The sequence below is a fragment of the gamma proteobacterium symbiont of Lampromicra miyakona genome, assembly GCF_059730895.1.
On the sequence record NZ_AP035933.1, the window covers coordinates 277657 to 299429 of the forward strand.

The 21773-nt window shown below is 60.2% G+C and carries 22 protein-coding genes; 9 read left to right on the forward strand and 13 right to left on the reverse strand.

Annotation, left to right across the window (positions count from 1 at the left end; translation table 11 throughout):
• Nucleotides 1-20 precede the first annotated feature (20 nt).
• On the forward strand, nt 21-1316 hold the full coding sequence (locus AC6I8P_RS20760; protein ID WP_021509465.1) for an MFS transporter: 1296 nt from the start codon (nt 21-23) through the stop codon (nt 1314-1316).
• On the opposite strand, the gene psrA is transcribed toward AC6I8P_RS20760, so the two are convergent.
• The 7 genes from psrA to AC6I8P_RS20795 all read right to left on the reverse strand — a co-directional run bounded on the left by psrA (nt 1313) and on the right by AC6I8P_RS20795 (nt 8479).
• A complete protein-coding gene (psrA, locus tag AC6I8P_RS20765; protein ID WP_059012271.1) occupies nt 1313-2212 on the reverse strand; it encodes an L-proline-binding transcription factor PsrA in 900 nt (299 codons plus the stop codon). The two genes, AC6I8P_RS20760 and psrA, sit on opposite strands and share 4 nt — an antisense overlap.
• A gap of 135 nt (nt 2213-2347) precedes the next feature.
• Nucleotides 2348-3463, reverse strand: coding sequence for a M20 family metallopeptidase (locus AC6I8P_RS20770; protein WP_498027877.1), 1116 nt, complete (start codon nt 3461-3463; stop codon nt 2348-2350).
• Nucleotides 3463-4218, reverse strand: a complete 756-nt coding sequence (locus AC6I8P_RS20775; protein WP_498027878.1) for a glutamine amidotransferase — start codon at nt 4216-4218, stop codon at nt 3463-3465. Before AC6I8P_RS20775 ends, AC6I8P_RS20770 begins: the two co-directional genes overlap by 1 nt.
• A gap of 14 nt (nt 4219-4232) precedes the next feature.
• Nucleotides 4233-5312, reverse strand: coding sequence for a phosphotriesterase family protein (locus AC6I8P_RS20780; protein ID WP_498027879.1), 1080 nt, complete (start codon nt 5310-5312; stop codon nt 4233-4235).
• Nucleotides 5313-5315: 3 nt separating this feature from the next.
• Nucleotides 5316-6317, reverse strand: coding sequence for an ABC transporter permease (locus tag AC6I8P_RS20785; protein ID WP_164861075.1), 1002 nt, complete (start codon nt 6315-6317; stop codon nt 5316-5318).
• An 18-nt stretch (nt 6318-6335) separates the two neighbouring features.
• Nucleotides 6336-7082, reverse strand: a complete 747-nt coding sequence (locus AC6I8P_RS20790) for an ATP-binding cassette domain-containing protein (RefSeq protein ID WP_021509459.1) — start codon at nt 7080-7082, stop codon at nt 6336-6338.
• 359 nt (nt 7083-7441) lie between these two features.
• Entirely contained in the window at nt 7442-8479 is a 1038-nt protein-coding gene (locus AC6I8P_RS20795; RefSeq protein ID WP_058775032.1) for a LacI family DNA-binding transcriptional regulator, read from the reverse strand.
• Between the two features lie 340 nt (nt 8480-8819).
• Between AC6I8P_RS20795 and AC6I8P_RS20800 the strand changes: the two genes are divergently transcribed.
• Nucleotides 8820-9770, forward strand: coding sequence for an ABC transporter substrate-binding protein (locus AC6I8P_RS20800; protein WP_058758765.1), 951 nt, complete (start codon nt 8820-8822; stop codon nt 9768-9770).
• Between the two features lie 35 nt (nt 9771-9805).
• Here the strand turns inward: AC6I8P_RS20800 and AC6I8P_RS20805 are convergent, their stop codons facing one another.
• Nucleotides 9806-10669 (reverse strand): PfkB family carbohydrate kinase, encoded by an 864-nt coding sequence (locus AC6I8P_RS20805; RefSeq protein WP_264444621.1) that lies wholly within the window; start codon nt 10667-10669, stop codon nt 9806-9808.
• 27 nt (nt 10670-10696) lie between these two features.
• Here AC6I8P_RS20805 and AC6I8P_RS20810 point away from each other — a divergent pair, with 27 nt between their 5' ends.
• The 7 genes from AC6I8P_RS20810 to AC6I8P_RS20840 are packed head-to-tail and all read left to right on the forward strand — an operon-like array spanning nt 10697 to nt 17186.
• Nucleotides 10697-11542 (forward strand): BtpA/SgcQ family protein, encoded by an 846-nt coding sequence (locus AC6I8P_RS20810; RefSeq protein WP_058758763.1) that lies wholly within the window; start codon nt 10697-10699, stop codon nt 11540-11542.
• Nucleotides 11542-12198: a TenA family protein gene (locus AC6I8P_RS20815; RefSeq protein WP_282954366.1), complete on the forward strand. Its 657-nt coding sequence runs from the start codon at nt 11542-11544 to the stop codon at nt 12196-12198. The genes AC6I8P_RS20810 and AC6I8P_RS20815 overlap by 1 nt, the downstream gene beginning before the upstream one ends.
• Complete coding sequence (locus tag AC6I8P_RS20820) at nt 12191-12958, forward strand: ATP-binding cassette domain-containing protein (protein ID WP_058775029.1); 768 nt, start codon at nt 12191-12193, stop codon at nt 12956-12958. Before AC6I8P_RS20815 ends, AC6I8P_RS20820 begins: the two co-directional genes overlap by 8 nt.
• A 24-nt stretch (nt 12959-12982) precedes the next feature.
• Complete coding sequence (locus tag AC6I8P_RS20825; RefSeq protein WP_058758760.1) at nt 12983-13954, forward strand: autoinducer 2 ABC transporter substrate-binding protein; 972 nt, start codon at nt 12983-12985, stop codon at nt 13952-13954.
• An 11-nt stretch (nt 13955-13965) separates the two neighbouring features.
• Nucleotides 13966-14907, forward strand: a complete 942-nt coding sequence (locus tag AC6I8P_RS20830) for an ABC transporter permease (protein WP_264444630.1) — start codon at nt 13966-13968, stop codon at nt 14905-14907.
• Complete coding sequence (locus tag AC6I8P_RS20835; protein ID WP_498031322.1) at nt 14904-15848, forward strand: ABC transporter permease; 945 nt, start codon at nt 14904-14906, stop codon at nt 15846-15848. Before AC6I8P_RS20830 ends, AC6I8P_RS20835 begins: the two co-directional genes overlap by 4 nt.
• A 3-nt stretch (nt 15849-15851) precedes the next feature.
• The gene (locus AC6I8P_RS20840; protein WP_498031323.1) at nt 15852-17186 is read left to right on the forward strand and encodes a M20 family metallopeptidase; all 1335 of its coding nucleotides are present in this window, start codon (nt 15852-15854) and stop codon (nt 17184-17186) included.
• Nucleotides 17187-17236: 50 nt separating this feature from the next.
• Here the strand turns inward: AC6I8P_RS20840 and AC6I8P_RS20845 are convergent, their stop codons facing one another.
• The 5 genes from AC6I8P_RS20845 to paoA form a co-directional block, all read right to left on the reverse strand.
• A complete protein-coding gene (locus tag AC6I8P_RS20845; RefSeq protein WP_058770149.1) occupies nt 17237-17524 on the reverse strand; it encodes a type II toxin-antitoxin system RelE family toxin in 288 nt (95 codons plus the stop codon).
• Nucleotides 17521-17772, reverse strand: a complete 252-nt coding sequence (locus tag AC6I8P_RS20850) for a type II toxin-antitoxin system Phd/YefM family antitoxin (RefSeq protein WP_058770150.1) — start codon at nt 17770-17772, stop codon at nt 17521-17523. Before AC6I8P_RS20850 ends, AC6I8P_RS20845 begins: the two co-directional genes overlap by 4 nt.
• A 131-nt stretch (nt 17773-17903) precedes the next feature.
• Nucleotides 17904-20093, reverse strand: coding sequence for an aldehyde oxidoreductase molybdenum-binding subunit PaoC (gene paoC / locus AC6I8P_RS20855; RefSeq protein WP_498031324.1), 2190 nt, complete (start codon nt 20091-20093; stop codon nt 17904-17906).
• Nucleotides 20090-21046: an FAD binding domain-containing protein gene (locus AC6I8P_RS20860; protein ID WP_498031325.1), complete on the reverse strand. Its 957-nt coding sequence runs from the start codon at nt 21044-21046 to the stop codon at nt 20090-20092. The genes paoC and AC6I8P_RS20860 overlap by 4 nt, the downstream gene beginning before the upstream one ends.
• Nucleotides 21043-21663, reverse strand: coding sequence for an aldehyde dehydrogenase iron-sulfur subunit PaoA (paoA, locus tag AC6I8P_RS20865; protein ID WP_021509446.1), 621 nt, complete (start codon nt 21661-21663; stop codon nt 21043-21045). Before paoA ends, AC6I8P_RS20860 begins: the two co-directional genes overlap by 4 nt.
• Between the last annotated feature and the right edge of the window lie 110 nt (nt 21664-21773).

The window sequence follows — 21773 nt, forward strand, 5'->3', positions numbered from 1 at the left end:
GGGACAAACTGGAGATACTTATGCATTCCTCTGCCTTACCGATGACCACCCGAGCCCGGGTTGGCGCTATTTTCCGCGTCACCTCCGGCAACTTCCTCGAACAGTTCGATTTCTTCCTGTTCGGTTTCTATGCCACCTATATCGCGCACACCTTTTTCCCCGCCAGCAGCGAATTCGCGTCGCTGATGATGACCTTTGCGGTGTTCGGTGCCGGCTTCCTGATGCGGCCGATTGGCGCGATTGTGCTGGGCGCTTATATCGATAAGGTTGGCCGGCGCAAAGGGCTGATCGTCACGCTGTCGATCATGGCGGCGGGCACCTTCCTGATCGTGCTGATCCCGTCGTACCAGTCGATTGGCCTGTGGGCGCCGCTGCTGGTGCTGATTGGCCGTTTGCTGCAGGGCTTCTCGGCCGGGGCAGAACTGGGTGGCGTGTCGGTTTATCTGGCAGAGATTGCCACGCCAGGGCGCAAAGGTTTCTACACCAGCTGGCAATCCGGCAGTCAGCAGGTTGCCATCATGGTCGCGGCCGCAATGGGCTTCGCGCTCAATGCTGCGCTGGAGCAGAGCGCCATCAGCGCCTGGGGCTGGCGTATTCCATTCCTGTTTGGCTGCCTGATCGTGCCGTTTATCTTTATTCTGCGTCGCCGTCTGGAGGAAACGCAGGAGTTCAGCGCGCGCCGTCATCATCTGGATATGCGTCAGGTATTTAGCACGCTGTTACAAAACTGGCCGGTGGTGATTGCCGGGATGCTGATGGTGGCGATGACCACCACCGCGTTCTACCTCATTACCGTCTATGCACCTACCTTCGGCAAAAAAGTGCTGATGCTGAGCGCCTCGGACAGCCTGCTGGTGACGCTGCTGGTGGCGATCTCCAACTTTATCTGGCTGCCAATTGGCGGTGCGCTGTCGGACCGCTTTGGGCGTAAACCGGTGCTGCTGGCGATGACGCTGCTGGCGCTGGCGACCGCCTATCCGGCACTGACGCTGCTGGCGCAGACGCCGACCTTCAGCATGATGCTGAGCGTGCTGCTGTGGCTGTCGTTTATTTACGGCCTGTATAACGGTGCGATGATCCCGGCGCTGACCGAAGTGATGCCGGCAGAAGTGCGCGTCGCCGGTTTCTCGCTGGCCTACAGCCTGGCAACGGCGCTGTTTGGCGGCTTCACGCCGGTGGTGTCTACCGCGCTGATCGAATACACCGGCGACAAAGCGTCACCGGGTTACTGGATGAGCTTTGCGGCGATTTGTGCGCTGCTGGCGACGCTGTACCTGTATCGCCGCCGCGCGCTGACGTTGCAAACCGCGCGTTAAGCGTGATGAGACTGTTCGATAATCAGCTTTTCCAGTTCCGCAGCGACGTAAGATTGCATACGTCCGCTGCGGCGAATTAATCCCACCGAACGGGTGACCTGCGGATCGGTCAGCGCCAGCTGGCGCAGCAGCGGATGCCCGTTCGCCGGCATCGACATCGCGGGCACGGCAGCAATGCCGATGCCCGCTTCTACCATCCCCAGCAGCGTCGTGACATGGCGCGTTTCGCAGATGCTTTGCCGGGCGGGCGTAATGTGCGCCAGCGCGTTGTCCAGCAGATTGCGGTTACCTGACACCTTATCCAGCGCCACATAATCCTGCGCAAAATACTCCTGCCAGCTGAGCTGCTGGCGCGTCGCCAGCGGATGATCGTGGCGACAGGCGGCGACGTAAACATCTTCCACCAGCGGCGTGAAGGTGAGCTCCGACGGAAGATTGCGCGCAAAGCAGATACCGAAATCGGCCTGTCCGCTGCTGACTGCATCCATCACGTTGCCGACGCTGCTGTCTATCAGCTTGATGCGCACGCGCGGGTAACGCGCCTGAAAGCGGCGGATCACCTCCGGCATAAAATAGTAAGCGCCCGAAGGCACGGTAGCGACGGTGATCAGGCCGGTGCGATCCTGGCTGGCGCGCTCGACGTCGGCCAGCATCGATTCGACATTATCCAGCAACTGCTCCGAGCGCTGAGCAAAGTTCTGGCCATACAGCGTTAGCGTGACGCGCCGCGTGGTGCGGTCAAACAGCCGGGTGCCGAGCGCCGCTTCCAGCTTCTCAATTCTGCGGCTGAGCGCTGACTGCGACAGGCAGATCGACTCCGCCGCCAGACGAAAGTTGCCGTACTCCACCAGCGCGCGGAAGGCGTAGAGATCGTTGAGGTCAAAATTGACGGGCATAACCGCGACTATCCTGCGTAATAACGCCAGCACAATGCGCCGCTAACGTTAAAAAGTTGTTATAGCCGACGAGTGTAACAGGCTGCTGCGCGTTTCCGGCGGCGCAGCGGGAAAAAATCCGTTTTTAGCCGGCACTCAGCGCATCCAGTCAGCGATGAGCTGCCCGTAAATCTGCTCTGCCTCGCTCAGACGGCTCACCAGACAGTATTCATCAGTCTGGTGCGCCTGCGTCGGATCACCGGGACCGAGAATAATGCAGGGCGGATCGCCGAGCGCCGGCAGCAGCAGCGAGGCATCGGTAAAATAGGGCACGATGCGCGCTTCCGCAGGTTGCTGCGTCACGGCTTCGCAGGCACGGTACACCGACTGAATCCACTGGTGCCGCTCCGGGCTCAGCACCGCCGGCAGATCGACCAGCGTGCTGATGTGCACACTGTCACCGAGAAAGGTCGCCAGCTGCTGGCGAATCACCGCGTGTTGCAGGTTGGGCGCGCTACGGATATCCACATCAAACGCGGCGCGGTCCGGCACCGAATTAATGTTAAGACCGCCCTCAATGCGCCCGACGTTCAGCGTCGGCTGTTTCATCAGCGGATGCGGCGCGCCCGGTGAAAAGTGCCGAATCTTACCCAGCGCATCACCCGCCAGGTAGATGGCGTTGATGCCCAGCTCCGGCATGGCACCGTGCGCGGTTTTGCCACGCGTTTCGCAGCGCAGCCACAGCGCGCCTTTGTGGCCGATCACCGGCTGGTTAGCAGTCGGCTCGCCCACGATCAGTGCGCCGACCTCGGGCAACTGCCCGGCCGCGATCAGCGCCTGGGCACCGTGACAGCCGGTCTCTTCACCGCCGGTCAGCAGCAGCACCACGCCGCGCCCGGCCATAATCGCAGCTTTGTGCTGCACGCAGGCCAGCACAAACGCCGCTACCGCCGCTTTCATATCGCTGGCGCCGCGCCCGTACAGCCGGTCGCCATCAATATCGTGACCAAAGGGATCAAACTGCCACGGCTGATTACCCAGCGGCACGGTGTCCAGATGGCCGGTAAAGGCCAGCGGTTTGCCCGGCATCTGGCCCGGCAGGCGGGCGATCAGGTTGGCGCGCTGCTCGCCAAACCCCGTCAGTTCGACAACGAAGCCCTGCTCTTGTAGCCACGCGGCGAGGAATTGCACACAGGCCAGCTCATTGCCCGGCGGATTGATGGTGTCAAAGCTCAGCAGCTGCTGCGCCAGAGGCAGTGAGCGCGGTGCCATCAGTCACGCTCCGTCAGCCAGTCGAGACAGTTGATCCACAGCTGGCGATAGCCCGACCAGCGGCTGAACTCTTCCGGCAGCCAGTGGGCTGACATGTCACTGGTCCACACCAGCGAGCGGCCTTGCTGATATTCGCGCACCGCCAGCAGCGGATGACCGGTGCCCGCCACGGTGGCTAGCAGTGTGCCTTCCGGCTGCATCTCCACTTCGTTGTAACCGAGCAGCCACGGCCAGTCGCCGGGAAGACCGGCAACCACTTTATGTGACGTTGTCACCTCAGCGTAACTGCCTTCCGGCGTTTCGATACGGTCATCCCAGGCCAGACAGCGCACCGGCAGCACTTTCTCCACCAGCGTATTGCGATAGCGTGCGCCGCCGTTAATCCCCTGAAAACTGTAATAGCCGCCCACCATCATTAATGCGCCACCCGCGGCAACATAGTCGTGTATCAGCGTCAGGCGATTGGGCGTGCGCCGGCTTTTCAGCCAGGTGTCCGGATGCAGCAGCAGGGTATTGGCACCGATATCGGACAGAATAATCACGTCCCAGCGCTGCAAATCCTCCAGCGTCTGCGGAAAATCAGTGGCGGCGGCGTGGGCCGGCATATGCGTGACGGCATAGGCGCTCTCCTGCAGCGCGGCAAGAAAATCCGCCGCACCGCTGTGCCAGGTGGCGGTAGCAAACTGATCAAAGCCTTTTACGTGCGTTGCGGTACTGGTCCAGGATTCACCGACCAGCAAGACGTTCTTTTGCATGCCAACTTCTCCGTTTATCCGCCAAACACCCGCTGCGGATTAGTGATCATCAGGGTTTCGAGTTGTTCGCCGCTGACGCCATGACGTTTCAGGCGCGGCACAAAATGTTTGAGGATGTAGCCATAGCCGTGACCGCCGTAGCGCGTCAGCATGGTCTTCAGGAATACGTCCTGGGACAGCAAAATCTGCTGCAAATAACCGTCGTCGATCAGCTCGCAAATGGCGCGCGCGTTTTCCTCATCGGACGGCGACTGCGCCGATTCATCGGCGTAGTAGTAGCTCATGCCGATCATGTCGTATTCGAGGAACACGCCGCGATCCGCCAGCTCGCGCTGGTAGGTTTTGTCGGCAAAGCTGGGGTTCATGTGACACAGCACGGTGTGGCGCAGATCGGCACCTTCCTGCGCCAGAATATCCAGCACCTTATGGCCGAGCCGCTCCCAGCCCGGCAGATGCACCTGAATCGGCACGCCGGTGGCCGCGCTGGCGCGCCCGGCGGCACGCAGCGATTTTTCTTCATCGGGCGTGAAGCGGCTGGATATGCCGATTTCACCGATCAGCCCGGCCAGCACCTCCGGCTTCTCCGGCAGTCCGCCGAGGTCGTAAATCAGCTTGTCGGTCAGCTGTTCCACGCTAATGGTTTTTACCCACTCCGGATGCGACGGCTCCAGATACAGGCCGGTACCCATCACAATATTCAGGCCGGTGAGACGAGCAATGCGCTGCAGCGCTTTACCATCGCGGCCGATGCCGATATTGGTCGGATCGATCACCGTTTCGCCGCCCAGCGCGCGGTATTTCATCAGCTCGTCAATTGCGGTGTCGACGTCAAACAGCTGGCAGTTGTCGCGACTCATCAGCGGGTTAAGCGACAGCTCGCCGAGGTTCTCGATGCGCACCGGCATTTCAGCAATGTGGCGGTCGCTACAGCAGCAGGGCGGCACCCATTTACCGGAGGCATCCAGTAAAATGTGCTCGTGCATCAGCGTGACGCCCATCTCCGCCACCGGCAGCGGACCGAGTACCGTCATTACCTGACCGCTGCTGACGCCGAGCGGCAACGGATCCGCATGGCGAAAAATTGATCCTTTCATGGGCTATCCTTTGGCGGGCGCGCGGCTCGGGTTGAGAATGCGGGTGTTGAGCCAGATGGCGAGCAGGATGATGGTGCCAGTGGCGATCTGGGTATAAAACGGTGAGATATGCGATAAAATCAGGCCGTTCTGGATAATGGCAATCGACAGCGCGCCGAGCAGCGTACCGATCACGGTTCCAAAGCCGCCAAACAGGCTGGTGCTGCCCAGCACCACGGCGGCAATCACCTGCAGTTCAAAACCTTCGCCCTGGTTAGAGGAGCCGCTGCCGAGGCGCGCGGTGATGATCATGCCAGCCAGCGCCGCCGCCATACCGCTGAGAATGTACACTTTCATGGTCACCGCTTTGGTATTGATACCGCTGCGGCGTGCGCCTTCCGCGTTGGCACCGATGGCGGTGACGTAGCGGCCAAAGCGCAGGTGATTAAGCACAATGTGACCGGCCAGCAACACCACGATGCCGATCAGCGCCGGCATGGGAATCCCCAGCACCCAGGCGCGCCCCATAAAGGTGAACAGGCTGTCAGCCGGCACCGGAATCGAATAGCCCTGCGTCACCAGCAGCGCGATGCCGCGCACCACTGCCAGCGTGGCCAGCGTGACGATAAATGCCGGTATCCCTTCCCAGGCGATAAAGAAGCCGTTGATGGCGCCCACCAGCGCGCCGAGCAGCAGCCCGCCAATCAGCACCACCGGCCACGGCAGGCCCCAGTTATTGAGCGCAATCGCCGACAGCGCGCCCACCAGCGCCAGTGTTGAGCCGACTGACAAATCGATGCCGCCGGTAGTAATCACCAGCGTCATCGCGGTGGCGACGATCAGCAGCGGCGCGCTTTGCCGGATGATATTCAGCCAGTTGGTACTGGTAAGAAAGTTGCTGGTGATCAGCGAAAACACCACGCAGCAAAAGACAAAAAACAGCGCGATGCTCACCACACCCGAATGGTTATGCAACAAGCGGCGCGGCAGAGAGTGCTGGATCATGCGTGAACTGCCTAAATTCATGATGCTCATCCTGTTACCTCAGTGTGCTGCCGCGGACTGCGCGGTAAATTTCTCACCTACGATCAGGTTGACGATATCGCTCAGGCTGGTGTCCGCCACACGGCGGTCGGCCACGTTGGTGCCCTCGTACATCACCATGATGCGATCGCACACCAGGAACAGATCCTGCAGCCGATGGGTGATGAGGATCACGCTGACGCCGCGCGCCGACACGCGGCGAATCAGTTCCAGCACCGCTTCGACTTCCGCTACCGCCAGCGCGGCAGTGGGTTCATCCATAATCAGCACTTTAGGATCGAACGCGGCGGCACGGGCGATAGCAATGGCCTGACGCTGCCCGCCGGAGAGGTTACGCACCAGCAGACGGGTATCGGGAATCGAGATGCCGAGGCCTTTCAGCATCTCACGCGCCTGCGCATGCATTGTGGCCTGATCGAGAAACGGCACGCCGAGGATGCGTCTGGTCGGTTCGCGGCCCATGAACAGGTTACCGGCCACGTCGACCGTGTCGCACAGCGACAGATCCTGATAAACCATTTCGATATGGCAACGGCGCGAATCCGCCGGATTGCTGAAGTGCTGCTGCTCGCCATCAATGCGGATCGCGCCGCTGGTAGGGATCACCGCGCCGGACAGCACTTTGGTCAGCGTCGATTTGCCGGCGCCGTTGTCGCCCACCAGACCGAGCACTTCACCGGGGGCCAGTTGCAGATTGACGCCGCGCAGAGAACGAATTGAGCCGTAGGTTTTGGTGATGTTAATCATCTCCACCCGGGCCGGAAGAGCTGGTAATTGCTGCATTGGATCACTCCCATCAACGCCTGTGGGAAATGTTTAGCCGGTCGCGAAAAGAGGCTATCTGACACGATTTACAATCTAGTAAACCGGTTTACCTGTCAGATAAAACCTTAATTCACAGCAACAGGGTAAACGCTACAATGATATTTACTCGCCAGGTATGACATTGCAGCATCCATGCCAGCCTGAATAACAGGCACTGCACTCGCGGCTAACTTGTTGTAATACATCGTATGTTATGTAATCAGCAAGTAAACCGGTTTACTCACTATACCGCTAACGGAAAAAATCGCTCACTTTTTGCGCCATGATTGTGCAGTTTTGCCTCATTTTGGGACATCGCTAACAAATCCCACCGAATCGCGACCAATCCATTCCACCGGTAAACGTGTCTCCATCGGGATGCTGCTGTCGTTGTTGAGCAGGCGCAGCATAATGCTTACCGCCGTGTGGCCCAGCTGGCGCGCTGGCTGGCGGATGGTGGAGATACGCGGCTGGGTCAGATCGCTGTAGTTGGCGTCATCGAAGCCGACCAGCGACAGCGCCGCCGGTGCCTGCAGGCCGATGGCGCGCAAACCGTCGAGCAGTCCCAGCACCAGATAGTCACTGGCGGCGAACACGGCGCTAGGGCGCGGCGTGCAGCGGAACAGGTGCTGCAACGCCTGCTGACCAAATTCGCGTTCGTAGTTGCCATACATCACCCATTGCGGCGGTACGGTTAAACCGGCCTGCTGCATCGCGGTGCAAAAGCCAAGATAGCGTTCGCGCACGCTCATCAGCTGCTCCGGGCCGCCGATAAAAGCAATCTGCGTGTGCCCGGCGGCGATCAGCTGCTCGGTGGCCATGCGGCCACCCTGCACGTTATCTGCAAAGACCTTCGGCACGTTACTGCCGGGAATGTCTTCATCCAGCAGTACCACATGGCGCTGGCGCTGGATCTCGTCGCGCAGCAGGCCGTTGTCCGGCCGGTTGGTGGTGAACAGCAGGCCATCTACCTGGCGCGTATCCAGCCAGCGGATAAACTGCGCCTCTTTGTCCGGGTTGTTGCGCGTGATGCACAGCACCAGACTGTAACCGTGTGCCGACGCCGCTTCTTCGGCGGCATCCGCCAGTTCGGCAAAAAACGGGTTAGTGATATCCGGCAGCACCAGGCCCAGGGTTTCGCTGCCGCCTTTGCTTAAACGCCGCGCAAGAGAATTACCGCGATAGTCCAGCGTGCGGATCGCGCTTTCAATGCGGTCAACGGTGTCCTGCGGCAGCACAATACTGTGATTCAGATAGCGTGACACCGTGGCTTTTGACAGGCCAGCCAGCTTTGCCACGTCAGATAACAACACGCGTTTTGTACTCATCCATTTCGCCATGTTTGCCGGGGTGGCTTATCTGTAACACAGTTAAGCGCGACTAATACAGCGCTTTCCCGATTGCGTTGCTGGAGAAATAAACACTTGACAAAAAAATTCGTCGGGCGAATTGTATAAAGCGTTTACCGCAGTACCGGGATTAACTTCCCAACCCGACATTGTTTTTTTCACCCCGCACTCCCAGTGGATGGGATGCCGAAAAAGACAACGCCGGCGGCATCAAAACACGGCATTATCGCCGTGCTCAGAATCATTGAACTGATATTTACCTGCCAAAAAAAACGCTCAGCGGTACGTCGCTGAGAAGCGCTGGTTATTATTATTCCCGACGAGGAACTCAATGATGTCATCTTTCAGCGGAAAACTGCGTTCACTGTTCATTGCGAGTGGTTTACTCGCCGCAGGTTCATTATGCGTTCAGGCTCACGCCGCACCCACTTATGCGTTAGTCCAGATTAATCAGCAGGCGCTGTTTTTCAATCTGATGAATCAGGGCGCGCAGGAAGCAGCCAAAGCCAGCGGTAAACAGCTGGTGATTTATAACGCCAACGATAATCCCGTGGCGCAAAACGATGCGATTGAAAACTATATTCAGCAGGGAGTGAAAGGCATTCTGGTGGATGCAATCGATGTCAACGGTATTATGCCAGCGATAAAAGAAGCCGCAGCGGCGAATATTCCGGTGATTGCGATTGATGCCGTATTGCCTGCCGGTCCGCAGGCAGCGCAGGTGGGCGTAGATAACCTCGAAGGTGGAAAAATCCTCGGTAAATACTTTGTCGATTATGTTGCGAAAGAGATGGGCGGCAAAGCGCGACTGGGAATTGTCGGCGCGCTCAATTCGGCCATCCAAAACCAGCGCCAGAAAGGCTTTGAAGAGACGATTAAAAGCAACAGCCAGATAACGGTCGCCGATGTGGTCGATGGCCAGAATATTCAGGACAACGCCATGACCGCCGCCGAAAACCTGATTACCGGCAACCCGGATCTCACCGCGATCTATGCCACCGGCGAGCCGGCGCTGCTGGGTGCCATTGCCGCAGTGGAAAATCAGGGGCGGCAGAAGGACATCAAAGTATTCGGCTGGGATCTGACGGCAAAAGCCATCAGCGGCATTGACGGTGGCTACGTTACCGCCGTGCTGCAGCAGGATCCAAAGAAAATGGGTGAAGAAGCGCTGAAAGCGCTGAATAGCCTGACGGCCGGCAAAACCGTGAGCAAAACCATTCTGGTTCCGGCCACGGTGGTGACCAAAGCCAACGTCGACAGCTACCGTTCGCTGTTTAAGTAACCGCCAGGCGCAGACGCGAACGTCTGCGCCCAGGCTTAGCGCTGCGCCAGAATACGTTGTAATTCATCAGCATAGGGAAACGCGTTCAGCGTGCCAGTGCGACTGACGGTGATCGCCGCCGCCGCGCTGGCATGCTGCAGCGCCAGCAGGTCGGGCGCGACGCCGCGCAGCAGGGCAGATGCCAGCAGCACGGCGAGGAAGGTGTCACCGGCGCCGGTGGTATCGACGGCCGCGACGTTAATCGCCGGGCAGAACACGCGCTGATTGCCGCGTATCAGCAGCGCACCGGCAGCACCCTGGGTAATCACCAGCGTGTTAACGCCGGCGGGTTGCAGCAGATCGGCTTCCGGTTGATTGACCACCGCGATGTCAATCAGTGGCCAGAGATCGGCGAAGTCCGGATTGACCGGTGAAGGATTAAATACCGTGGTTAAGCCGTGCGCTTTTGCCCAGCTAAATAACCGGCGGGTTTTATCTGCAGAAAAATTGCCCTGCTGCAGCAGAATATCGCCGGCAGCGGCATCGGCTAAGTGAGCCAGGATAATATCCGCTGCCAGCGCGTCGGCCGCGGCGGTGGTAGTAATAATGGCATTATCGCCATCGCTGCTATTAAAAATAATTGAGGTGTCACTGTGAGCAGACAAAAACTGAGACGGCAGTAGGGTTAATTTCTCGTGCCGGATGCGTTCGCGGATCCACTGGCCGTTAATATCATCGCCAGTGGCGCTAATTAAGCGCGTGTCGATGCCGCAACGCGAAAGTATGATTGCCTGATTGGCGCCTTTGCCACCGATATCCTGCGCAATTTTTTTACCATGAATTGAGGCGCCTTTTTCAGGGAGTTGATCGATGGACCAGGTTTCATCCACCACAATATTGCCTGCAACATAGACACGCATAGTTTTCTCGTTAATAAGGTGAAAGAGATGGCTTCTATATCAGCAGAAAAAAGTAACGCGATACAAGATATTTTTTCACGCAGTAAAGCGGTGATTGGGGTTATTCACTGCGATGCTTTTCCCGGCTCGCCTAAATATCGCGGAAAACCGGTGAGTGAAATTATCGATTGCGCCCTGCGCGATGCGGATAATTATCTGGCTGGCGGCGTGCACGGTTTAATCGTTGAGAATCATGGCGATATTCCCTTTGCCAAGCCCGACGATATTGGTCCGGAAACGGCGGCATTTATGGCGGTGATCACCGATAAAATTCGCGAGCGTTTTGCTGCACCGCTGGGAATTAACGTGCTGGCCAATGCGGCAATCCCGGCGATTGCCACGGCATTAGCCGGCGGGGCGGATTTTGTGCGCGTTAACCAGTGGGCCAATGCCTATATCGCCAATGAAGGTTTTATCGAAGGGGCAGCCGCTAAAGCGCTGCGCTATCGCAATCAGCTGCGGGCCGATCATATCCGCGTATTTGCCGATAGCCATGTTAAACACGGCAGCCACGCCATTGTCGCCGACCGCTCGATTCAGGAGCTAACGCGTGACGTCGACTTCTTCGAAGCCGATGCGGTGATCGCCACCGGCCAGCGCACCGGCGACAGCGCCACGCTGAGTGAAATCGACGAAATCCGCGCCGCAACTGCCTTGCCGCTGCTGGTGGGCTCAGGCGTAACGCCGGACAACGTCTGCCAGATCCTTGGCCGCACACAGGGGGTGATTGTCGCCAGCACGCTGAAAGTCGATGGCGTGTGGTGGAACCCGGTGGAACTGGCGCGCGTGAAGCACTTCATGGCGGTGGCGCAGGCTGCGCTGGAGGAGGCGTGATGGAAAGCTTCAGCGATCGGCTGCTGACGCAGCATCAGGCGCTGTGGCAGGCGATGCAGCAGCACCGCTTTGTCGTCGACATTGAGCACGATCGGCTGCCGGCCAGCGTGTTTAATCGTTATCTGGTGTTTGAGGGTAACTTCGTCGCCACCGCCATCGCTATTTTTGCGCTGGCGGTGAGCAAGGCGCCCGGCATTCGTCAGCAGCGCTGGCTGATTGGCGTGCTCAATGCGCTGGTGGATACGCAAATCGCCTGGTTTGAGGCGGTGCTGGCGCGGCGCGGCATTCGGCCAGCGGATTATCCGGACGATCTGCCCGGCGTCAGCGCATTCCGCGATGGCATGCTGAAAGTCGCGCAGCAGGGCAGCTATGCGGAAATCATCACCCTGATGTTCGGTGCCGAGTGGATGTATTACCACTGGTGCCTGCGCGTCAGCGCGCAATCGCAGCAGGACGCTGACGTACGCCGCTGGGTAGAGATGCATGCCGAAGACGAGTTCCATCAGCAGGCGCAGTGGCTGAAAACCGAGCTGGACCAGTGCGCACTGACGCTCAGCGCGGCGCAACAGGCGCAGCTGTCGCAGCTTTACGCCCGCGTGCTGCAGTGGGAGATCGATTTCCACAGCGCGGCTTACCCGGAGAGCGCCCATGACTAGTTGTTTCATCGAAGCGCGCAACATCGGTAAACGCTTCGGCGCGCTAACGGCGCTCAGCCAGGTCAATCTGTCGATCCATCGCGGCGAAGTGCTGGCGCTGCTGGGTGACAACGGCGCGGGCAAATCGACCTTTACCAAAGTGTTATCCGGCGCGTACAGCGCCAGCGACGGCGAGCTGTGGGTAGACGGCAGGGCGGTGAAATTCACCTCGCCGCGCCAGGCCGCCGAGCACGGTATTGCCACCATCTATCAGGAGCTGGCGCTGGCAGAGAATCTGTCGATTGCCGAGAACGTGTTTCTTGGCCGCGAGCTGAAGCGCCGCGTGCTCGGCATTCCTTTTCTGCGCCGCCGCGCGATGCGCGAAACGGTGGATCAACTGCTGACCGAACTCGATGCGCACATTTCCGATGCCGAAGCGGCGGTCGGCAGTCTGTCCGGTGGCCAGCGCCAGGCGGTGGCGATCTGCCGCGCACTCAATCTCAACGCGCAGCTGGTGATCATGGATGAACCCACCGCCGCGCTGGCGGTCGCGGAGACGCAGAAAGTCCTGCAGCTGACGCGCCGCCTGGCGGAACGCGGCTGCGCCGTGGTGCTGATCAGCCACAACATCAGCGATGTGTTTGCCGTGGCCGATCGCATGGTGGTGTTTCGTCGCGGCCGCAAAATCGCCGAGCGCCGTCACGCGGACACCACGCCAGACGAAATCGTTGCACTCATTACCGGTGCGCATCCTGATGCGCGCATTTTCGAAAACACCTAAGCACTCACACCAGGGGAAATCATCATGCATCGCATTGCTACTGCTGTTTGTTCGCTGTCGTTGCTGGTATCGGGTTACGCCTTCGCGGCACAAAAGGTGGCCTTCGTGCCGCAAATCATCGGTATTCCCTATTTTCAGGCGATGGAGGCGGGCGGCAAGCGCGCCGCGCACGATCTCGGCGTGGAGTTTGTCTACAGCGGTCCGGTAGATACCAACCCGATGGATCAGCTGCAGATCGTGCAGAACCTGATTGCGCAGAAGGTCAATGCGATTGGCATCAGCGTGCTGGATGCCTCCAGTATTGCGCCGGTGATGGCGCAGGCGCAGGCGAGTAATGTGCATCTGTTCACCAGCGACAGCGATGCACCCGACAGCGGGCGGCCGGTCTATGTGGCGCAGGCCACCGATGAGGGACTGGGCGATACGGTGATCGATGAGATGGTCAAACGCGTCGGCGAGCGCGGCAAAATTGGCATCGTCTCCGGCGAAGCTACCGCGTCCAACCTCAACAGCTGGATTGGCTTTATGCAGCAGCGGGTGAAAAGCAAATACCCGCACATTACGCTGCTCAAACCCCAGTACGCCGGCGGCTCCGCCAGCCGCGCGGCGCAAATCACCACCGATTTGATGTCCGCTAACCCCGATCTGAAAGGGGTGATTGCCATGGCCTCCACAACCTGTCCGGGCGTGGCGCAGGCCATCGAAACCGCCGGCAAAAACGGCAAGGTGATTGGCAGCGGTTTCTGCAGCCCGAACACCGCGCGCGCCTACCTGAAAAGCGGGGCGTTTGGCTACACCGTGCTGTGGGACCCGGAAAAGCTTGGCTATCTGACGGTGTGGGCGGGCAAACAGCTGATCGACGGGAAAGCGTTTGCCGCCGAAAATCACGTTCCCGGCTTTGCCCAACCGGTGACCTTTGACAGCAAAACCGGTGTGCTGCTGCTCGGCAAGCCGGCGGTGTTCACCAAAGATAACGTCGACCAGTTCAAATTCTGACGAGGCCTGTGATGCATATGACTTCGCGGGAAATCGTCCTGCTGGCGATCGCCGTGCTGGCTGGCGCCTGCTTTACGTTGTTTTCGCCGTGGTTTGCTACCGCTGACAACCTGCTAACCATTCTGCGCAACAGCAGCGAACTGCTGTTGATCGCGCTGGGTATGACGCTGGTGATCGCCATGGGCGGCGTCGATGTGTCGGTGGGCGTGGTGATGGGCGTGGCCGCGTGGGGCGTCGGACAACTGCTGATGCTGCAATCCCCGCTGCTGGCGGCGCTGGCCGGACCGCTTATTGGCCTGCTGGCAGGGCTGATCACCGCGCTGGTAGTGGTGATTGGCCGCATTCCGGCGATTGTTGGCACGCTGGGGCTGTTCGGCGTCTGGCGCACGGCGCTGTTTGTGCTGCTGGGCGGGCAGTGGCTTTCCGGTCTGCCAGGCGATCTGACGCATGCGCTGATGCGGCCGCTGCTGGGACTGCCGCTGATGGCCTGGCTGATTGTCGCGGCCTGGGCGCTGGTGTGGCTGGCGCTGCGCCATACGCCGTACGGGTTATGGCTGCTGGCCGCCGGCAACTCCGAAGAAAAAGCGCGGCTGGCGGGCATTCCGGTGACCCGGGTGCGTGTTGCGACCTTTGCCCTCAGCGGCGTGCTGTGCGGCCTGGCCGCCACCTGCTACATCGCCACCTATCGTAACGTGGAGATGACCGTCGGCGGCACGCTGGCACTGGAGGCGATTGCCGCGGTGGTGCTGGGCGGCACGCGCATTACCGGCGGCTCCTGCAGTCTGCTCGGCACGCTGCTCGGCGTGCTGCTGTTGCGCATTCTGCAAAATGGCCTGCTGCTGATTGGCGTGCCCTCGCTGTGGCAAACCGTGGTCACCGGGGCGGTGCTGTTGCTGGTGCTGAGCAGTGAAGCAGCCAGTGGGCGGCTGTTATCGCTAAGGAGGCTGGCATGAAACTGTGGCGCAAAGCCCCCGACCTGACGCTGCTGCTGGCGCTGTGGCTGTTGCTGCTGGGCGCCATCGCGATTGTGCTGCCGCAGATGCTGGCGGCATGGTCGCTGACCTCCATCCTGCAGTTTGCCACGCTGCTGTCGCTGGTGGCGCTTGGGCAGTCGCTGGTGGTGATGACTGGCGGCGGCGGCATTGATTTGTCGGTTGGCGGTAACGTTTCGCTCTCGGCGGTCATCGGCATGCTGGCACTCGATCAGGGCATTGCGCCCGGCTGGCTGCCGCTGATTTGCCTGCTGAGCGGTAGCCTGGCTGGCGCGCTGAACGGCCTGCTGGTGGCGCGCTTACGCCTCTGGCCGCTGATCGTTACGCTGGGCAGTTTTTATCTGTTCTCCGGTTTGGCGCTGGCATTAACCGGCGGTGCGGCGCTGGCCGGCGTGCCGCCGCTGCTGACGCAGTGGGGCCGGGCGGCCATGCTGTCCGTTCCGTTGCCTTTCTTAACCAGTGTCATCCCGGCGTTTCTGCTGGCGTGGCTGATCCTCAGCAATAGCGCGTGGGGCAAATGGATCTACGCCTGCGGCTTCAACGAGCACGCCACGCGGCTGGTGGGCATTCCAGTCGATCGCCTGCGGCTGCTGGTTTACTGCCTGAGCGGCGCGCTGGCGGGCTGCGCCGGCTTTATTTCGCTGTGCTGGCTCGGCAGCGCCCGCCCGGAAATTGGCGTCAATCTTGAGCTGGAATCGCTGACTGCCGCGCTGCTGGGTGGCGTGGCGATCTTTGGCGGGCGCGGCAGCGTCATCGGCGTTCTCGCCGCCGCGCTGATGCTGGTCGCCCTCAAAACCTGCATGTTGCAGCTGGGGCTGAACAGCGTGTGGCAACTGGGCGTGGTGGGCATGCTGTTAATCATGGTGTTAATGGCACAACGACTTTTTATCTATCGGAGATAACACATGAGTCTGACTGAAAAAATTAGCGCACACGTCGATGCCAGCGCGCAGCGTATCGCGCAGACATTATGCGACCTGCTGGCGTTTCCCTCGGTGGTAAAGGTCGATCCGCGCGAGGCCGGGCCAGGCGAGCGCGACTGCCAGCGCTATCTGCAGCAGCGGCTGATGGCGCTGGGCATGGACACCGATCTGTGGGATCCGGATGGCCCGGCGCTATACCAGAAGTATCAGGGCCGCCCGGGCGCCAATAAAGGCCGCACCTTCGAAGGCCGGCCGAATCTGGGCGGCACCCTGAGCGGATCCGGTGGCGGCAGGTCGCTGATGCTTACCGGCCATATTGACGTGGTACCACCGGGTCCGGCTGAGCACTGGCACAGCGATCCTTTTGTGCCGGAGATCCGCAACGAGGCAGTGTATGGTCGCGGCGCGGTGGACATGAAAGGTGGCGTGGCCTGCATGCTGATGGCGGTGGAGCTGCTGCAGGATCTCAACGTGCAGCTGGCCGGCGACGTGGTGTTCACCACGGTAGTGGATGAAGAGATCGGCGGCATGGGCTCGCTGGCAATGGTGGATCGCGGCTTCAAAGCCGATGCCGGTATCATGACGGAGCCCACTGCCAACCGCATCGCGCCGATTTGCCACGGCATTTTGTGGGCGCGCATCATTCTGGATGGCATCGGCGGCCATGCGGAATTAACGCCGAACAGCTGGGACAGCAGCGGTCCGGTTGATGCCGTGATGTTGTGTCGCCAGATGCTGGACGGGCTCGATGTGCTGAACCGCCGCTGGCAGACGCAGCCCGACAAAAACCATCCACTCATGAATCTGCCCAACCAGATTATCGTGACGCAGCTAAAAGTGGGCGAGCATCCGGCGTCGATTGCCGGCCGCGCCGAGATCGTCATAGACGTGCAGTATCTGCCGGCAGAAAAGGATGAGATGGGGCTGGGCGGTAAGGTAAAACAGGAGATTGAGGCGCACGTGGCGAAGGTGTGCGCGCTGGATCCCTATCTGGCAAAGCATCCGGCGCGGGTGGAGTGGATACTGGACGCCGACTGCGCCGAGATCCCGGCCGATCATCCTTTTGTCAGCGCTTTTCAGCAGGGCGTGAGTGACGCGGCACTGAGCCCGCAGCTGGCCGGCTTTGGTGCCCACAGCGACATTGGCCTGCCCAGCACGCTGGGCCAGACGCCGACGGTCAACTTTGGTCCCGGCGATCCGGCGCTGTCGCATCAGCCTAACGAACATGTGCCGATTGCCGATCTGGTGGCCTGTACCAAAGCCATTGCGCTAACGCTGGTGCACTGGTGCGGAGTCGCTCAGGAAGCGGGGCGCTGAGAGCATTAACCACCGCAGTGACGCTGGCCGCAGATGGCCGGCGTCACGCGTTAGCGCATTCTGTCACTGGCAAGATGATAAACGTCGCTGCGCTCGCGTTTACCCACCGCGACCACGGCGATGATCAACTGGTCATCAATCACCTGATAAACCAGGCGAAACCCGGAAGCCCTGAGTTTAATTTTGTAGCAGTCTTTAATGCCACGCAATTTGGCTGAGGGGATATGAGGATTTTCACAACATTTTTTGAGCTTTTTGGCAAACTGCTGCTGAATGGCTTTATCCAGCTTATGCCACTCCTTCAGGGCTTCTTCCCTGAACTTAACTGTCCATGTCACAGAAAGCTGTCCAAATCCACTTCAATCAGCGGCTGCTGGTGGCGTTCAGTTACCTTTTTAACCAGTTCCTGATCGTCCAGCGCTTCCAGCATTTGCTCGTAAAGTTGTGCGGGAACACAATAAAAGGCGGGCTGATTACGATTGAGAATCGCCACCGGCAAGCCTTCTCCCGCATTGACGGTCGCCATAGGATTCTTTTTTAATTCACTGACGCTGGCGCTCATATCGCTGAGAATGATGTTTGGCATACGTCTCTCCAGACTGGTTAACAGGTCTCAATATTATCAGATTGATGACCTGTTAACCAGTCCTGACGGCTCAGCCACTTACGCTTTTCCACCCTCCGCCAGCCAGCATGCCCTGGCGGAGGGGACCTGCATTACGGCTGATCGGGCAGCGCGGCAAGTAACTTATCCAGCGTCACCGGATAGTCTCTCACCCGAACGCCGGTGGCATTGTAGACCGCATTAACCAGCGCAGCACCGACGCCACACAGCCCCAGTTCACCGACGCCTTTGGCTTTCATCGGCGAAGAGACCGGATCGGTGTCATCGAGGAAAATCACCTCCTGCTCAGGCACATCGGCGTGTACCGGCACTTCATAGCCTGCCATGTCGTGATTGACGAAGTAGCCGAGCCGGGTGTCCACCGCCAGCTCCTCCATCAGCGCGGCGCCGAGGCCCATGGTCATCGCGCCGATCACCTGACTGCGCGCGGTTTTAAGGTTGAGAATGCGCCCCGCGGCACATACCGCCAGCATGCGCCGCACGCGCACTTCGCCGGTGGCGCTATCGACCGCCACTTCGACAAAATGACCGGCAAAGGTGGATTGCTGGAAGGTTTTGTCCAGATCGCCGAATTCCATGGTCTCTTCCGCCATCAGCGGACCCGCCGCAGTGAGCGGCAGGCGCTGCCCGTTGGCGTGAATGTGCCCATCGGCAAACTCTGCGCTTTCCGCATCCAGACCCAACTGTGCGGCAACCTTCTCGCGTAGCCGGACGCAGGCCGCATAAACCCCGGCCGTGGAAGTATTGGCTCCCCACTGGCCACCCGAACCCGCCGAGACAGGAAACGCCGAATCGCCGAGCCGTACGCTGACCTGCTCAATCGGCACGCCCATCATCTCGGCTGCCGTCTGGGCAATGATGGTGTAGCTGCCGGTGCCGATATCGGTCATGTCGGTTTCGACAGTGATTGTGCCTTGCGCATCCAGCTGCACGCGCGCGGCAGAGGGTGCCAGCAGGTTGTTACGGAAACCGGCTGCCACGCCCATGCCCACCAGCCAGCGCCCCTCGCGCCGCTGCCCGGGTTTAGCACAGCGCTCCGCCCAGCCAAATTTGCTGGCGCCGGTGCGCAGGCATTGCACCAGCTGGCGGCGTGAAAAGAAGCGCTCCGGATGCAGCGGATCGACCTGTGTATCATTGATGATGCGAAACTCAACCGGGTCGATACCGGCGATGGCGGCCATTTCATCCATGGCAATCTCCAGCGCCATCAGACCGGGCGCTTCACCTGGCGCACGCATTGCGTTGCCCTCGGGCAGATCGAGTTCGGCGAGGCGCAGTCCGGTAAGCCGATTGGCGGCGGCGTAGAGTAATTCAGTCTGCTGCACCGCAGTTTCCGGCGTTCCGCCCGGCAGGTTACCGGACCAGCTTTCATGGGCAATGGCGGTGAGATGGCCATGTGCATCGGTAGCTAATCGGATGCGCTGCCGCGTTGCTGGCCGGTGCGTGGTGTTGTTGGGGATCATCGGGCGCGGCACCATCACTTTCACCGCGCGTCCCACGGCGCGCGCACCCAGAGCCGCCAGCAGCGCATCGCTACGTAAAAACAGTTTGCTGCCGAAGCCACCGCCGACGTAAGGAGAGAGCACGCGCACCTTTTCCATCGGCATGTCGAGCGTGTGCGCCAGGTCGGTGTGGCACCAGTTAATCATCTGATTCGAGGTCCAGACCGTCAGGTGATCATCCTGCCACAGCGCCATGGAAGCGTGCGGTTCCATTGCCATATGGCTTTGATCGGGCGTGGTGTAGGTGGCGTCCAGCGTAAAGGCTGCGTTGTGCAGGGCAGCATCGACATCGCCCAGTGTTTTATCCGGCTCACCTTCGGGTGACGTTGTCACCTCTGGCTGGGCCGCTTCAAGATCGTAAGCTCCCGTTTCAGCCTGGCAGTTAACCTTAACCAGCTGCGCGGCTGCACGTGCCTGCTCAAAGGTCTCCGCCACCACCAGCGCCACGGCCTGGTGGTAGTGTTCGATTTTATTATTTGCCAGCAGCGTCGCGGTGTTGCGCTCTGCCTTGTTGAGCTTACCGGCGGTTGCTCCGGTGACGATGCCGAGCACGCCCGGTGCCTGTGCTGCGGCGTGGGTGTCAATCGAGAGAATATTGCCTTTGGCAACTGGCGCGCCGACCACATAACCGTAGGCTGCATCCGGTGCTTCAGCGTGCCATTCATAGGCGTAATGCGCCGAGCCGGTGGTTTTTAACGGCCCGTCGATGCGTGCCAGCGGCTGGCCGACGACGCGCTGCTGGTCGATAGGATTGGCGGTTGCTGGTGTGTCAAATTTCATGCGTTGCTCCTCGCTTCCGCGATCGCTGAGGCGAGCGTGCGCTGCGCCAGCAACAGTTTGTATCGGTTGGCTTCAGTGGGACGCGCATCAGCAAACAGCACATCGCAGACCGCCTGCGCCCCGTGAGGAAGTTCAGCATCCGCCGCCGCGCTGCGCCACGGCTGATGGGCCACCCCGCCGACGGCCACCCGGCCGCTACCCTCAGGCAGGATAACCGTTGCCACCGAGACCAGCGCAAAGGCGTACGAAGCGCGATCGCGCACCTTATGGTAAATGTGCGTGCCACCCAGCGGTGCAGGCAGGGTGACCGCGACGATCAGCTCACCCGGCTGCAGCACGGTTTCGATATGCGGCGTGTTGCCCGGTGCGCAGTAGAATTCAGCGATGGGAATGGCGCGCTGGCTGCCATCAGGGCTGACGGTTTCAATCACCGCATCCAGCAGTCGCATCGCCACCGCCATATCGCTGGGATGGGTGGCAATACAGGCTTCGCTGAGACCCACCACCGCATGCTGGCGGCTGAATCCCTCGCGTGCGGCACAGCCCGTACCCGGCTGACGCTTGTTACAGGGTTGATTAACATCGTAAAAATAGGGACAGCGCGTGCGCTGCAGCAGGTTGCCGGCGGTGGTGGCCTGATTGCGCAGCTGGCCAGAAGCGCCTGCCACCAGCGCGCGCGTCAGCACGGCATAATCGCGCCGGATGCGCGCATCTGCCGCCAGATCGGTATTGCGCACCAGCGCACCGATACGTAAGCCGCCCCCGGCGGTGGGTTCAATGCTGTCCAGCGCCAGTCCGTTAACATCAATCAGGTGCGACGGGGTTTCGATTTCCAGCTTCATCAAATCGAGCAGATTGGTACCGCCGGCAATAAAGCGTGCGCCCGGATGCTGCATCGCGCTGCTGGCAGCCTGTGCGGGCGTCGCTGCCCGTTCAAAGGTAAAGGCTCTCATGCTTTCTGGCCTCCGGCGTACTCTTCAATGGCGGCAAGGATGTTGGCATAAGCGCCGCAGCGGCAGATGTTGCCGCTCATGCGCTCACGAATTTCTTCATCGCTCAGCGCTGGCGCGGCGGTCAGATCGCCCGTGACATGGCTGGGAATGCCCGCCGCAATTTCCTGCAGCACCGCCAGCGAGGAGCAGATTTGCCCCGGCGTGCAGTAGCCGCACTGATAGCCGTCGTGGCGGATAAACGCGGACTGCAGCGGATGCAGATCATCCGGCGTGCCGACGCCTTCGATGGTGGTCACTTCGGCATCCTGCTGCATCACCGCGAGAGTGAGGCAGGCGTTGATGCGCCGGCCATTGACCAGCACGGTACAGGCACCGCACTGACCGTGATCGCAGCCTTTTTTGGTGCCGGTCAGATGTAAATGTTCGCGCAGCGCGTCCAGCAGCGTGGTACGGGTATCCACGTTAAGCTGCTGAGGTTCGCCGTTCACCTGCAGCGTGACCGGCACCGTGACGGGGGCCGGCGCGGCGGAACCGGCACCGGCTGTCAGCCGGGCTCGCTCTGTCTCTTCCTGCTGCGGTGAATACCGCTGCGTCTTCTCATCGCGTGGGTTGCTCATGCCGTTGCCTCCGGACAATTGGCGAAATGAAATCTCAATGACACCGATTTTTATAAGGTTTTGGAAAACTTTAAGCATAGACGTCAATACGCAGACGACCATGCGGCAGG